General features: G+C 70.8%; 15 protein-coding genes and 1 tRNA gene. 5 read left to right on the top strand and 11 right to left on the bottom strand.

From position 1 onward, the window contains the following. Positions 1-137: 137 nt before the first annotated feature. Positions 138-962 carry an IS5 family transposase gene (locus HJG45_RS06310; protein ID WP_171611755.1) on the top strand — a complete coding sequence of 275 codons (825 nt, stop codon included), beginning with the start codon at positions 138-140 and terminating at the stop codon, positions 960-962. A gap of 213 nt (positions 963-1,175) precedes the next feature. On the opposite strand, the gene HJG45_RS06315 is transcribed toward HJG45_RS06310, so the two are convergent. The 7 genes from HJG45_RS06315 to HJG45_RS06345 form a co-directional block, all read right to left on the bottom strand. Then, positions 1,176-1,250, bottom strand: a tRNA-Gly gene (locus HJG45_RS06315). Between the two features lie 83 nt (positions 1,251-1,333). After that, positions 1,334-1,813, bottom strand: a complete 480-nt coding sequence (locus tag HJG45_RS06320; protein WP_171611275.1) for a heme-binding protein — start codon at positions 1,811-1,813, stop codon at positions 1,334-1,336. Continuing rightward, positions 1,810-2,142 (bottom strand): 2Fe-2S iron-sulfur cluster-binding protein, encoded by a 333-nt coding sequence (locus HJG45_RS06325; protein ID WP_171611276.1) that lies wholly within the window; start codon positions 2,140-2,142, stop codon positions 1,810-1,812. Before HJG45_RS06325 ends, HJG45_RS06320 begins: the two co-directional genes overlap by 4 nt. After that, a complete protein-coding gene (locus HJG45_RS06330; protein ID WP_171611277.1) occupies positions 2,139-2,450 on the bottom strand; it encodes a ferredoxin in 312 nt (103 codons plus the stop codon). The genes HJG45_RS06325 and HJG45_RS06330 overlap by 4 nt, the downstream gene beginning before the upstream one ends. Positions 2,451-2,458: 8 nt before the next feature. Continuing rightward, complete coding sequence (locus HJG45_RS06335) at positions 2,459-2,788, bottom strand: 2Fe-2S iron-sulfur cluster-binding protein (RefSeq protein ID WP_171611278.1); 330 nt, start codon at positions 2,786-2,788, stop codon at positions 2,459-2,461. Positions 2,789-2,811: 23 nt separating this feature from the next. Beyond that, positions 2,812-3,555, bottom strand: coding sequence for a TenA family transcriptional regulator (locus tag HJG45_RS06340; protein WP_171611279.1), 744 nt, complete (start codon positions 3,553-3,555; stop codon positions 2,812-2,814). A gap of 48 nt (positions 3,556-3,603) precedes the next feature. Further along, on the bottom strand, positions 3,604-5,166 hold the full coding sequence (locus HJG45_RS06345) for a hypothetical protein (RefSeq protein ID WP_217362846.1): 1,563 nt from the start codon (positions 5,164-5,166) through the stop codon (positions 3,604-3,606). 281 nt (positions 5,167-5,447) lie between these two features. Between HJG45_RS06345 and HJG45_RS06350 the strand changes: the two genes are divergently transcribed. Next, on the top strand, positions 5,448-6,149 hold the full coding sequence (locus tag HJG45_RS06350) for a GntR family transcriptional regulator (RefSeq protein ID WP_171611280.1): 702 nt from the start codon (positions 5,448-5,450) through the stop codon (positions 6,147-6,149). 92 nt (positions 6,150-6,241) lie between these two features. Here the strand turns inward: HJG45_RS06350 and HJG45_RS06355 are convergent, their stop codons facing one another. Then, positions 6,242-7,201: a tripartite tricarboxylate transporter substrate binding protein gene (locus tag HJG45_RS06355; RefSeq protein ID WP_171611281.1), complete on the bottom strand. Its 960-nt coding sequence runs from the start codon at positions 7,199-7,201 to the stop codon at positions 6,242-6,244. A 119-nt stretch (positions 7,202-7,320) separates the two neighbouring features. Between HJG45_RS06355 and HJG45_RS06360 the strand changes: the two genes are divergently transcribed. Continuing rightward, positions 7,321-8,064 (top strand): metallophosphoesterase, encoded by a 744-nt coding sequence (locus tag HJG45_RS06360; RefSeq protein ID WP_171611282.1) that lies wholly within the window; start codon positions 7,321-7,323, stop codon positions 8,062-8,064. A 90-nt stretch (positions 8,065-8,154) separates the two neighbouring features. Here HJG45_RS06360 and HJG45_RS06365 read toward each other — a convergent pair whose 3' ends face one another. Next, positions 8,155-9,033 (bottom strand): NAD(P)-dependent oxidoreductase, encoded by an 879-nt coding sequence (locus HJG45_RS06365; RefSeq protein ID WP_171611283.1) that lies wholly within the window; start codon positions 9,031-9,033, stop codon positions 8,155-8,157. Between the two features lie 99 nt (positions 9,034-9,132). Between HJG45_RS06365 and HJG45_RS06370 the strand changes: the two genes are divergently transcribed. Next, positions 9,133-10,878 (top strand): class I SAM-dependent methyltransferase, encoded by a 1,746-nt coding sequence (locus HJG45_RS06370; protein ID WP_171611284.1) that lies wholly within the window; start codon positions 9,133-9,135, stop codon positions 10,876-10,878. Between the two features lie 14 nt (positions 10,879-10,892). On the opposite strand, the gene nth is transcribed toward HJG45_RS06370, so the two are convergent. Continuing rightward, complete coding sequence (gene nth / locus HJG45_RS06375; RefSeq protein WP_171611757.1) at positions 10,893-11,534, bottom strand: endonuclease III; 642 nt, start codon at positions 11,532-11,534, stop codon at positions 10,893-10,895. Between the two features lie 126 nt (positions 11,535-11,660). Here nth and HJG45_RS06380 point away from each other — a divergent pair, with 126 nt between their 5' ends. After that, entirely contained in the window at positions 11,661-12,170 is a 510-nt protein-coding gene (locus HJG45_RS06380; protein WP_171611285.1) for a DUF2244 domain-containing protein, read from the top strand. Positions 12,171-12,187: 17 nt separating this feature from the next. Here the strand turns inward: HJG45_RS06380 and HJG45_RS06385 are convergent, their stop codons facing one another. Beyond that, positions 12,188-12,643 carry a helix-turn-helix domain-containing protein gene (locus tag HJG45_RS06385; RefSeq protein ID WP_171611286.1) on the bottom strand — a complete coding sequence of 152 codons (456 nt, stop codon included), beginning with the start codon at positions 12,641-12,643 and terminating at the stop codon, positions 12,188-12,190. Positions 12,644-12,736: the final 93 nt, after the last annotated feature.

Below are 12,736 nucleotides of genomic sequence, written 5' to 3' on the forward strand. Positions count from 1 at the left end.
GCGATACCCGACACCCTTCGCGTCGTCGTTAACGCTATCCATAACGTCGACCTGAAGCTCCTCGCTCCAGGCCGACCCAGCACATTCAGGCCTCACCTCGGAAGATGGGCCTCGTCGCCGCGCTTACGATGGATGGGATGTGGACCAAGGAGCACCGTGCGCGGCAGACGGCGTTTGATCGTCGGCGGCGCTATCCGACCGATTTGACGGACGAGGAATGGGCTGCGTTGCAGCCGCTGCTGCCGCCTCCTGCAGGACGTGGCAGGCCGCCGAGCGCGGACATGCGGGAGATGCTGAACGCAATCCGCTACCTGGCCCGCGCGGGCTGCGGCTGGCGGATGCTGCCGGTGCATTTCGGGCCGTGGCAGACGGTGTACTGGTGGTTCCGACGCTTCGCCCGGCGCCTGTTGTTCCAGACCATCCACGACATTGCGCTGATGCTGGACCGCGAGCGACAAGGCCGGGAGGCCAGCCCAAGCGGAGGCGTGCTCGACAGCCAGACGGTGAAGGCGCCGCACGCGCCTGACGGCGGGGGCTACGACGCCGCCAAGCGGATCAAGGGGCGCAAGCGGCATGTCGCCGTGGATACGGATGGGCGCCTGCTGATGGTCAACCTGACCCCAGCTGACATCCAGGACGCGGCCGGGGCGGAGCGGATCATCGAGGCGGTGCGTAAGCGCTGGCCTTGGCTGAAGCATCTGTTTGCTGACGGCGCCTACGATCGGGGCAAGCTGATGAGCCGGGCCGCCTACCGCGACTTCATCATCGAGATCGTCCGCAAGCTGGCCGACCAGAAGGGCTTCCATGTCCTGTCCAGACGCTGGGTGGTCGAGCGGACCTTCGGCTGGATGACGCGCTGGCGCCGCCTCGTCCGTGACTACGAGCGCCGCTGCGACGTCAGCGAAGCCATGATCCGCGTCAGTCTCGGCGCGCTCCTGCTCCGGCGCGTCGCTCACCCGTAGCCATTCTCAAACGGGGTCTAACAGCCGAACCACGGGGAGGTATCTGCATGTAGCGCCAGAGCGGCTTGCTATCGCCCGCAGGTCGCTTGACGACCTCGCAAACGAAATCGGCCGGGCAGCAACCCGGCCAATGATACCTAACCATGTGCGTGCTAGCTGCGTGCTAGTGCCTGGGCAGCTCGATGGCGGATCGGCTGCTAAGTCCCTGAAGACTGGAGCGGGCGAAGGGATTCGAACCCTCGACCCCAACCTTGGCAAGGTTGTGCTCTACCCCTGAGCTACGCCCGCGCCCCGTCGTCGGTGGAGGAGCTTTTAACAGGCGGCGCCGGCAATGCAAGCGCCCGGGCCCCGGAATTTTCACCCCTCGCCGCCTACCGCTTGATATCCGCCTCCACCACCACCTGGTGCCCGGCCGGACCCAGCAGGCCCCGCAGAGCCTCCAGCCCGGCGAGCCCGCAGGCGATGTCCTGCTCCCCGGTCCCGCCGGATAGGCCGATGCCGCCCACCACCGCCCCATCCACCACGATCGGGAAGCCGCCGACGAAGACCGAGAAGCGCCCCTCGAAGCTCCACTGGATGCCAAAGGCCTCGTTGCCGGGCAAAGCCGGCCCGTTCGGCGGCGCATTGAACAGATGGGTCGAACGCCGGTGGCAGGCCGCGGTGAAGGCCTTGTTCCAGGCGATCTGCGGCCCCGTCACCCGCGCCCCATCCATCCGCTCGAGCGCGAGCGGATGGCCGCCCTCGTCGCAGATGCAGACCGTCTCCGGCACCGCGATCGCCGCCGCCCTGGCCAGGGCACCCGCCACCATGGCGCGCGCCTCGGCCAGCTCCAGCTTGAAGGCCTGCCTCATGGCTCGCGCACTCCCGTCGATGCCGCGGGACGCGCCCGCGCCACCGGGGGCGGCCAGGAGACGCTGACATCGCCCTTGAGGAAGGTCTGGCAGGCCATGCGCCAGCCCTCGGCGAATTCCGCTTCCGTCAGGTGCTTGCGCTCCTTCGGCTTGATCGCATCGGTGTTCTCGATCCCCTGCTCGATCCGGCACTTGCATGTGCCGCAGATGCCGCCGCCGCATTTGAAGGGAATGCCGCCCTTCTCGCGCAAGGACACGCGCAGCAGGTTGCTGTCCTCCGGCGCCTCCGCAGTCTTGCCGTCATTCGAGAGGAAGGTGACGGTGATCATGCCGCGGCGGCCACGGGCACGGGGCGCAGCGCGGCCCGGACGCTGCCGAAGGCGATGAGGTGCTCGAGCTCGTGGCGCGCCGCCTCCAGGCTCTCGAAACGTGGCAGGAATTTTGAGGGCACGAGGTTGAGCACCGGCGGCTCCGCCTCGTCGATGACGCGGATCTTGGTCTCGCGCTCCAGCGCGGCGATGACGAAGCGCGCCTTCGCCGTGCCGCCGAACAGGTAGTCATAGGCCTCGACCGCCCGGATGCCGTCCACCGGCTCGGTGCGGAACTGGCCGGGCTTGCTGGTCAGGATGACGAACATGGCGGGCCTCAGCGCTTCGGGAGGGCGGGCGCCGGCAGCGGCACGCCATCCTGGGTGAGCGTGACATCATGGTGCAGCCAGAGCTGGCAGGCGAGGCGAAGGCCCTGGCCGAGCTTCTCCTCGCCCAGCACCTTCTGCTCCTTCCAATTGGGCTCGGGCAATGCCGTGGCGCCTTGCAGGACCCGGCAGGTGCATTTGCCGCATTTGCCCATGCCGCAGCCGTAGCGGAGATGCGGCCAGGGAAACTTCCTGATGCCCGCGCGGACGACGAGGTTGGTGTTCTCCGGCATGTCCTCGGAGAAGGTCTCCTCGCCCTTGCGGAAGGTGACGATCGGCATGCGGCGCCCTGCGCGGCCCCGCCTCAGGCGGCGAGCGGCATGTCGAGACCGAGCGCCGAGAGCGGCAGGTCCTTCTCGACATAGTCGCGGTAAAGCGCGGTGGTGTAGAGCAGCCGCATCTCGGCGCCGATCTCGCAGATCCTGAGGCAGCGCTGCTGCAGCTCCACCGTGTTCGCATGCTCCAGCACGATCTGGTAGCCGCGCTCGCCATGGATCTCGTCGGAGACGATGTGCAGGTCGAAGAACTCGACCTCCTCATCGGTGAAACCATAGGTCTCGCGCAGCGTCGGGGTCTGCCGGCGATAGATGCTCGGCACCTGGCTCTCGAGCCCGACGACGAGGCCCGCCACGGCGACGATCGGGTCCTCGCGCATTGCCACCGCATAGCACCAGGACTGCAAGGCGCGCGTGGTCGCCGACATGTTGTCCTCGTCCTCGACCCGCTCGCGCGTCGTGCCGCAGGATTCGGCGAAGCGGATCAGCAGGTCGGTGTGCCGGTCGCCGCCAATTTCCTCCTCGTACATGTTGGCGAGCAGGAAGTCCTTCGCCTCCACATACTTCGCCGGCATGCGAGCATAGACATAGCCGAGATAGTCGGCGAAGGGCCCGACATAGTGGTAGTGGTTCTCCGCCCAGCGGGCGAGATGCGCGCGCGTCAGCTTGCCGGTCGCCCAGGCGACGCTGAAGGGCGACTTGTTGGCGCTCTTGCCCTTGATGGCGTTCTCGAGCGCGGTGCGGAACTCGTCGTGGTTCATCAGCTCGGGCATGACGGGTCTCCTCGGGGGGTCAGGACAGGCAGGCACGTCGCCGCGGGCTCACCAGAGCAGCACGGCGAGAAGGGTGGACAGGACAAGGCCGCCGCAGACCGGCAGGAACAGCATCCGCACCAGTTCCAGCACCGGCACGCGACAGAAGCCCGCGACCGCGATGAGCGAGGACCAGGCGATCAGCGTCCCGCCGCCGGTCCATACCGCGCCCATCTGCCCGACCGCGGCCAGCGTCGTCGGATGAATGCCCGCGACCGGCCCGAGCGCGCCCGACAGCGCACCGGTCAGCGGCAGCCCGGCGAAGCCGGAGCCGTCGATGCCGGTGATCATGCCGACCAGCAGCACGCCGAAGGCGACCACGGCCGGGCTGTGCGGGATCAGGTGGTCGACGGCGCGGATCACCTCGAAGAGCAGGTCGGGCGCCGCCGCCCCAGCCGGCAGGCCGAGGATGGCGCCTGCCGTCTCGCCGGCGCCGAGGAAGAAGAAGCCTGCGATCGGCAGCACCGTGCCCATGGCGCGGAAGGAGAAGACCAGGCCGTCAATGATGTGGTCGGCCGCCGTGTGCATGGCCTTGGCGCCGTCGGCGGCGAAGCTGGCGATCAGCATCATCAGCGCCGCGGTGCCGCCGACCAGCGCCGCGGCATCACCGCCCTTCAGCTCCGGCAGGCCGGGGATCAGCTTCGGCGCCAGCATGAAGAGGATGAGGCTGCCGAAGACCAGCGGCGTGGCGATCGCCAGCACCTGCCCCCAGCGGGCCGGGGCCGCGGCGGCGAGGGTCCCGCCGCCGGCCAGCGCCGCCTCGCCCGCAGCCGGCGGGTCGACCTCCAGGCCCTCCGCGGCCTGCAGCGCCAGGACGGACTTGTCGAAGGAGCCGATATTGGGCGCCACCTGCTCGCGCTGCGCGGCGAGGCCTTCCGCCAGGGAGGCGCCGGACTGCCAGCGATCCAGGTGGATCTGGCCCGGCCGCCGGATCTGCTGGCGGATGGCGAGATAGCCGAGCAGCAGCGCCACCGCGCCGGTGACGAGGGAAAGGACGAGCGCCTTGTCGGCGATCGCCGCCGCCGCCTCGGGCATGCCGGCGGCGCGCGCGCTGATGCCGGGCGCGACGCGGATCACGTAGTCGGAGGAGAGCGCCATGCCCTGGCCGGCGATGGCGATGGCCATGGCGGCGCCCATCGGCGGCAGGCCGGCGACGATCGCCGCCGGCAGCAGCGTCGCCGCCACCAGCGGCACGGCGGGGGTCGGCCAGAAGAACAGCGAGATCACGTAGGTGACCGCGACAATGACCGCGAAGGCGACATGGCCGCTGGTCATCACCCGGCGGAATGGGCGCACCATCAACTGGTCGGCGCCGAGGGCGCGCAGCGCGTTCAGCAGCGCGGTCATCAGCGCGATGACGAGGAAGATGCTGAACAGCTCCTTCGCCGCGACGAGGGAGCCGTTGAAGACCGCGATGGTGGCGCCGATCAGGCTGCCGGAGTAGGTGGCGGCGACGGCGAAGGTGGCGATGATCGCGGGGACGACAACATTGGCGCGCAGCGCCATGGACAGCACGATGGCGGCGACGCCGAAGAGATAGACGGTATGCACCGAATCGAGCTGGACCTGCATGCTCAGCGCATCCCGAACCCGGCGCCCGGCGCGGCGCCCACGGACCGCCCCGGCGGCGGATGGCGCATTCTCGTATACGGCAAATCCGCCTGTCAACGAGATTGCGCGTGCCTCCAGGCTGGAAAGCCGCATTCATTGCATGGTTTTCGCGCATATATGCCAATATCAGGTGCAAATTGTGCCGATTTAGGGCATCAATCGGCAACGGCGTTCCGGCCTGGACGATTTCCGTATACGGTATAGTCGCGGCAGAGCCACACTGGAGCCATGGTCAGGACCGGATGAGCAGACGTCTCCCCCTCCCCCGTCCCATCAGGACCGGCAGCGCGCCGCTCAGCCAGCAGGCGCTGCAAAGCCTGCGCGAGGCGATCCTGGCCGGCCGCCTCGCCCCGGGCGAGCGGCTGGTCGAGGAGCGGCTCTCGACCGAGCTCGGCATGTCCCGGGTGCCGATCCGCGAGGCGATCAAGCAACTCGTGGTCGAAGGCCTGGCGGTGCCGGCGGCGGATGCCCCAGGCGGCCGCGGCGCCCAGGTGGCGACCCTCTCCGCCGATGCCGCGGCGGAGCTGATCGAGGTGCGGGCGGTCCTCGAAGGGCTGAATGCCCGCCTCGCCGCCCGCAACCAGGCGCCGGACAAGCTCTCACGGATCGCGGCGCTGCTGGCCCGCGGCCGGACCTTGCCGGAGGAGGGCGCGGCCGAGGCGCGGGCGGAGCTGAACGCCGACTACCATGCGCTGCTGGCGGAGGCCGGCGCCAACCGCGTGCTGCAGGAACTGATGCGCCCCCTGCGCGAGCGGACGGAGATGGTGTTCCGCCGCAACAGCACCGAGCGCGCCGCGCTGGACTGGCAGGAACATGCGCTCATCCTGACGGCGGTCGCCGAGGGCGACGAGGAGCTGGCGGCGCTGCTCGCCGCCCGCCATGTCCGTCGGGCGGCGCGAGCGCCCCAAGCTCAGACCACCCAGGTTCAGGCCGCTAGATCATGATCCGCTCACACAGGGTCGCGGATCATGGTCCAGGCCGTTGCTTGACCGCGTGAGTCACGCTTCTCGGTGAGTCCACCTCAAGCGATCACGCTCTAGTTCGCGCGAAGATTGACCGCGCGGATCACCCCCAGCCAGAGCGCGCGGTCCTTCGCCAGGCGCCGCGTGATGGTCGCTCGATCCTCGAAGCGCGGCGTCAGGCCGCCCTCCGCCATGCGATGGACCAGCGCCGGGTCGCTCATCGCCTGCCGCACCGCCGCCTCGAGCTGATCGACCAGCGCCGGCGTCATGCCCTTCTGGCCGCAGAGTGCGAACCAGCCGACGACGTTGAAGCCCAGCACCAGCCGCGACAGCGGCGGCACTTCGGGGAAGAGCGGGAAGGGCTCATCGTCGGAGATCGCCAGCAGCCGCAGCGCACCTTCCTGCACCTGGCGGGTCACGTCGGCCATGTTGGTGATCATGAAATCGGTGCGGCCGCCGAGGATGTCGACGATGGCCGGGCTCGCCCCGCGATAGGGCACGTGCACCATGTCGAGGCCGGCCTTCTGCTTCAGCAGCTCGCCCTGCAGGTGCTGCGCCGAGCCGACGCCGGCCGAGCCGAAGGTCACCTGGCCGGGCCGCGCCTTCGCCGCCGCCAGAACGTCCTGCACGCTGCGATAGGGCCCGTTCGCCGCGACGACGAAGCCGTAGGAGGACAGCGCGACATTGGCGATGGGCAGCAGCTCGGCGCCCGGATCGAGCGGCAGGTTGGCGTTGATGAGCTGCGGCGTGATGGACATGGTGCTCATCGGGCAGACGAAGAGCGTCGTGCCGTCCGGCGCGCTGCGCGCCGTCTCCTGCGCCGCGACCACGCCATTGGCGCCGGTGCGGTTCTCCACCACGGCGCGCGCGCCGATGATCGGCCCGATGGCCTCGGCGAGGAGCCGGGTGGCGAAATCCGAGGAGCCGCCGGCCGAGGCGCCGCTCAGGATCCGCACCGTGCGGTCCTGCGCCATTGCCGGCAGCGCGGCGAGCATGAGGACGAGCAGGGTCGTGACGAAGGGGCGTCGCCTCATGGGTCTTGTCTCCTCCCGGCGGCGCACCTGGCGCCATGATTATGGAGTCTGTATGGGCATGGGTCCCGGCCGGCAAGGCCGGGATGCCGCGCACCGGCCGGCGGCCTATGCTGGCGCGCATGGACATCGCCATCATCGCGGATATCCACGGCAACCTCCCGGCGCTGGAGGCGGTGCTGGCGGATATCGAGAGGCGCGGCCTGCGCCGCATCGTCAATCTCGGCGACAGCGTCTCCGGGCCGCTCTGGCCGCGGGAATGCCTCGAGCGTCTGCAGGCGGCCGGCATCCCGAGCCTGCGCGGCAACCACGACCGCTGGGTGGCCGAAGGCGGTAAAGGCGCGTCCGACGTCTTCGCGCGGCAGCGCCTCGACCCGGCGCAGATCGCCTGGCTCGGGGACCTGCCCGCCCATCTGGCGCCGCTGCCCGGGGTGCTCGCCTTCCATGCCCGGCCGGATGACGACAATGCCTATCTGCTCGAGGAGGTCGCCGGCGGCCGTCTCGTCGCCTCGGCGCCGGCCGCGATCGCAACCCGCCTCGGCCCCACCGAGGCCACGGTCCTGCTCTGCGCCCATAGCCACCAGTCCGGCCTGGTCAGCCTGCCCGATGGCCGCGCCGTGCTGAATCCCGGCAGCGTCGGCTGCCCCGCCTATATCGACCCGACGGCGCCGGCGCATGTCTCGGAGACCGGCACGCCGCTCGCCTGCTATGCCATCGCCGATATCGCGGAGGGCCGCCTCCGGCAGGCCGCGACGATCCGTCTCGCCTACGACCACGCGCACTCTGCCGCCGCGGCCGAGGCGCAGGGTTTCGCCGACTGGGCGCTCGCCCTCCGCACCGGCCTGGCCCGGCCGGCAACCGAATAGCCTGCCTCGCCCCCGTCGCCCTGCCGCGGCTTCGGGCCCAAGGCGAAGCCGGGGGCCCCCGAGACGACGCGCAGCGACGTCGTGGGGAGTTTAAAGGCGCGCCTCCTGCCCCAGGATGCGCTCGTACACCTTCAGCATGGCGCTGGTATCCTCCTGCCCGAGCCCCATGCCGCGCGCCATGCGCAGCAGCGCCAGGGCCTGCGGCGCCATCAGCCCGGGCACGCCGTGCTCGGCCGCCAGCTCGACCGCGAGGGCGAGGTCCTTATGCGCGAGGTCGAGGGCGAAGCTCGGCGCGAATTGCCCGTGCAGCGCCCGCGCCTGCAAGCCGCGGAAGCCGAAGCTGTCGCCCGAGCCATTGCCTATGATCTCGACCAGCTTGCCGAGATCGATGCCGGCCATGCGGCCGATCATCATCCCCTCGGAGGCGACGGCCATGTTGCACAGCACGAGCATGTTGTTGACGAGCTTGGCGACCGAGGCGCTGCCCACCGGCCCGACATGCACCTGCGTGCCGCTGAAGCTCGCCAGGATGGCGCGATGCTGCTCGAACAGCGCCTCCTCGCCGCCGACCATGACGACGATGCTGGCATCCGTCGCCCGCGCCACGCCGCCGGTGACCGGCGCATCGAGGAAGGCGATGCCCCGCCCCGACAGCGATTCCTGCAGCCGCTTGACCACCGCCGGGGCATTGGTGCTGAGGTCGAAGAGCACGGTGCCCGGCCGCGCCCGCGGCACGATCTCCGCCACCACGGCCTCGACATGCCGCGGCGTCGGCAGGGAGGTGAAGATCACCTCGCACCCCTCGGCGAGCGCGGCGAGGCTGCCCGCCTCCCGCGCCCCCTCGGCGGTGCAGGCGCGCACAGCCTCGGCATTCAGGTCGTGCACCAGCACCTCGTGGTTCACGCCCTTCACCAGGTTGCGGCACATCGGGCCGCCCATATTGCCAAGGCCGACGAAGCCGATCCGCATGGCGCGTTTCCTCCTTTTTCCTTGCCTGGCATCAGGGCATCGCGGCGCGGCGCAGGCAAGCCTTCCGGCCCGGGCCGCCGGGGGGATAGCCTTCGCCGCGTGAGTGAGGATCTCCCATCCCGGGCCTGGGATACCGTGACGCCCTATCATCGCGGCTTCCGGGAGATCGCCGAGGCCTATGAGGGGCAGGGCTTCGAGGCGATCCATGCCGATGCCTTGCCCTTCCTGCCCGCCTCTCCCGGCCTGGTGCTGGATGTCGGCGCCGGCAGCGGCCGCGATGCCGCCTGGTTCGCCGCCCGCGGCTGGGAGGTCGTGGCCGCCGAGCCGGCGGATGCCCTGCGGCGGGAGGCGGCGCGGCGGCACCCCTCGCCGCGGATCCGCTGGCTCGACGACCGGCTGCCGGCCCTCGCCACGCTGCACCGGCTCGGCCTCGGCTTCGACCTCGTCTGGCTCAGCGGCGTCTGGCAGCACCTGCCGCCGGAGGAGCGGCCGAGGGCCATGCGCAAGCTGGCGACGCTGCTGAAGCCGGGCGGGCGGATGGTGCTGACGCTGCGCCATGGCCCGGCCCCGGCGGACCGGCCGATGTGGCCGGTGGATGCGCATGAGGTGGCGCGTCTCGGCCTCGACCATGGCCTGGCCCTGCGGGTGGCGACGGCGCGCCGCCCGAGCGCGCTCGGCCTGCCGGACGTCACCTGGCAGACCGTCATCCTCGACCTGCCCGATGACGGCGCCGGCGCGCTGCCCCTGCTGCGCGGCGTGATCCTGCGGCAAGAGAAGTCGGCGACCTACAAGTTGGCGCTGCTGCGCTGCATCGCCCGCATCGCGGATCTCTCGCCGAATGTCGCGGAGGAGACGGAGAGCGGCGTGGTCCTGCCGCTCGGCCTGGTCGCGCTCTATTGGATCCGCCTGTTCAAGCCGCTCGTCGCGCTCGGCCTGCCGCAGACGCCGGATGGCCGCATGGGTTTCCTGACCGCGGCCTTCCGGGCGCTGGGGAGCATCTTGCCCCCCATGCTGCGCCCAGGCCGCGCCTTCGCCGGCGCCGAGGCCATGGCGCTGCGCCAGGCGCTGGCCGATGCGGCGCAGCTCATCCGCGCCATGCCGGCGACCCACCTGACCTATGCCGATGGCCGCACCCCGGTCTTCCCGGCGGAATACGGCCGCATGCCTGCCATGGCCGCCGAGCTGCGGCTCGACCGGGCGCTGCTGCGCAGCTACGGCACCATCGGGGTGCCGCTGCCTGTCTGGCAGGCACTGCGCCGCATGGCCGCCTGGATCGAGCCGATGCTGGTGGCCGAATGGGCGCGCCTCACCCTCGGCTATGCCGCCCGCAGGGGGCAGCCCCTCCTCGCAGACACGGTGCTGCAGGCGCTGCGCTGGCAGGAGCCGGAGCGCGACACGCTCGTCGTCCGCGAGCTCGCCGCGCAACGCCTGGCGGCGGGGCAGAGGTTGGCCTGCGTCTGGTCCGGCCGGCCGCTCGCCGCCGGCACGGTCGAGATCGACCACTGCCTGCCCTGGTCCGCCTGGGCCTGCAACGACCTGTGGAACCTGCTGCCCGCCTCGCGCGAGGCGAACCGGCGCAAGGCCGGGCAGATCATCGGCGCCGCGGCGCTGGCCGAGGCCCGGCCTCGCATCCTCGCCTGGTGGGACGCGGCCTATCTCGGTGGGGATCCGGCGATCCGGGCCCGTTTCGCCGAGGAGGCGCGCACCACCCTGCCGCTGCCGCCGGAGCGCGACCCCTTGCCGGAGGAGCTGTTCGCGGCGCTGGATTTCCGCCGCCTGCGGCTGCTGCAGGAGACGCAGCTGCCGGAATGGCCGGGCGCCCGGGCCGGCGGACCGGTTCCCTGACCGATCCGCCAGCGTCAGGCCGGCGCCAGCACCTTGTCGCGGTAGTTGCAATGCGCGATGGCGACGCAGCGCCAGCATTCCGGCCGCCGCGCCTTGCAGACATAGCGCCCGTGCAGGATCAGCCAGTGATGCGCGTCCCGCAGCAGCTCCGGCGGGCAGCGCTTCACCAGCATGTCCTCCACCTCCCGCGGCGTCCGGCCCGGCGCTAGGCCGGTGCGGTTGCCGAGACGGAAGATGTGGGTGTCCACCGCCATGGTGCTCTCGCCGAAGGCGACGTTGAGCACGACATTGGCGGTCTTGCGGCCGACGCCCGGCAGCGCCTCCAGCGCGGCGCGGTCGGCCGGCACCGTGCCGCCATGCCGCTCCACCAGCAGGGCGGCCAGCGCCGCCACGTTGCGCGCCTTGCCCTGCCAGAGCCCGATGCGGCGGATGAAGGGGGCGATGCCCTCGGCCCCAAGCGCCGCCATGGCCGCCGGCGTCGGCGCCGCGGCGAAGAGGGCGGGCGTGCAGCGGTTCACCGCCGCATCGGTGGTCTGGGCCGAAAGCACCACCGCGACCAGCAGGGAGAAGGGGTCCTGATAGGCCAGCTCGGTCTCCGGCACCGGGTTGGCGACGGCCAGCGCCCGCAGGAAGGCGGCCGCCTGCTCGCGCGACATCAGCCGCGCCCGCCGTGGCGCGCGCGCGGAGCCGTGCAGCGGCGAGGGCTCCCGGACGGGTTGACGCGGCATCCTCACTGCTCCGACGGTGACAGCACCCTTCGTCCTACCCATCTCCCGCATCCGATGTCAGCCCAGACGGACCCTATCCTGTTCGAGGCGATCTGCACCCCGGCCCGCAGCCTGGGGCGGCGCGGCATGTTCGCCGTGGCGGGCGGGGTGCTGGCCGGCTCGCTGACGATCGGCGGCATCTTCTCGCTCTTCGGCGCTTGGCCGGTGCTCGGCTTCACCGGCCTCGAATCGGTGCTCGTCCTCAGCCTGCTGGCCCTGCACCGGCGCTGGTCGGCGCGCAGCATGGAGATGCTGGTGCTGACCGAGGGGCGGCTGACCATTCGCCGCACCGATGCCCATGGCCGGCAGGAGGCGCTGACCCTCGACCCCTATTGGGCGCGGCTGCGGCTGGAGGAGCGGCCCGGCCGGGTCAGCCTGCTGGTGCTGCAGCAGCGGCAGCGGCGGGTGGAGATCGGGCAGCTTCTCGGCGAGGACCAGAAGCGCGACCTGGCAGAGGCGTTGGAGGCCGCACTCCGGCGCTATCGCGAGCCAGTCTTCGACAACCCACAGTTGCGCGAGGACTGAAGCGCCGCCCCCGGTCGCTACTCGGTTGGCGTCAGGCTCTTGATCAACTCGAAGACACGCTTGCGCACCGAGGCGTCGTTGATCCGGTAATAGGCGCGGACCAGCTCCAGCGTCTCGCGCCGGTGCAGCGTGTCGTCGTCGAAGCCTTCCTGCTGCTCGGCGAGGCCGAAGCTCCGCCGCGTTGCCATGCTGCCGCCACCGCCGCCGAGTGCATCCGGCATGTCGTCGAAGAAGAAGCCGATCGGCACGTCGAGCACGCGCGAGAGGTCGAAGAGCCGGCTGGCGCCGATGCGGTTCACGCCGCGCTCGTATTTCTGCACCTGCTGGAAGGTGAGGCCGAGGGCGTCGCCGAGCTTTTCCTGGCTCATGCCGAGGAGCGTGCGCCGCAGCCGCACCCGGCCGCCCACATGCACGTCGATTGGGCTGGGCCGATGCTCTCGCTCGCTGCGTTCGCCGGTTTCGTCGCTCGGCATGGCGTCCATCCTGCTCGCGGGCCGCGTCTGGTTACGGAAAGCACTCAACGTGCCGACGCTGCGCAACCCATCAACACCCGCTATACGGGAGGA

It is taken from the genome of Roseicella sp. DB1501 (genome assembly GCF_013112485.1).
Lineage (GTDB): Bacteria > Pseudomonadota > Alphaproteobacteria > Acetobacterales > Acetobacteraceae > Paracraurococcus.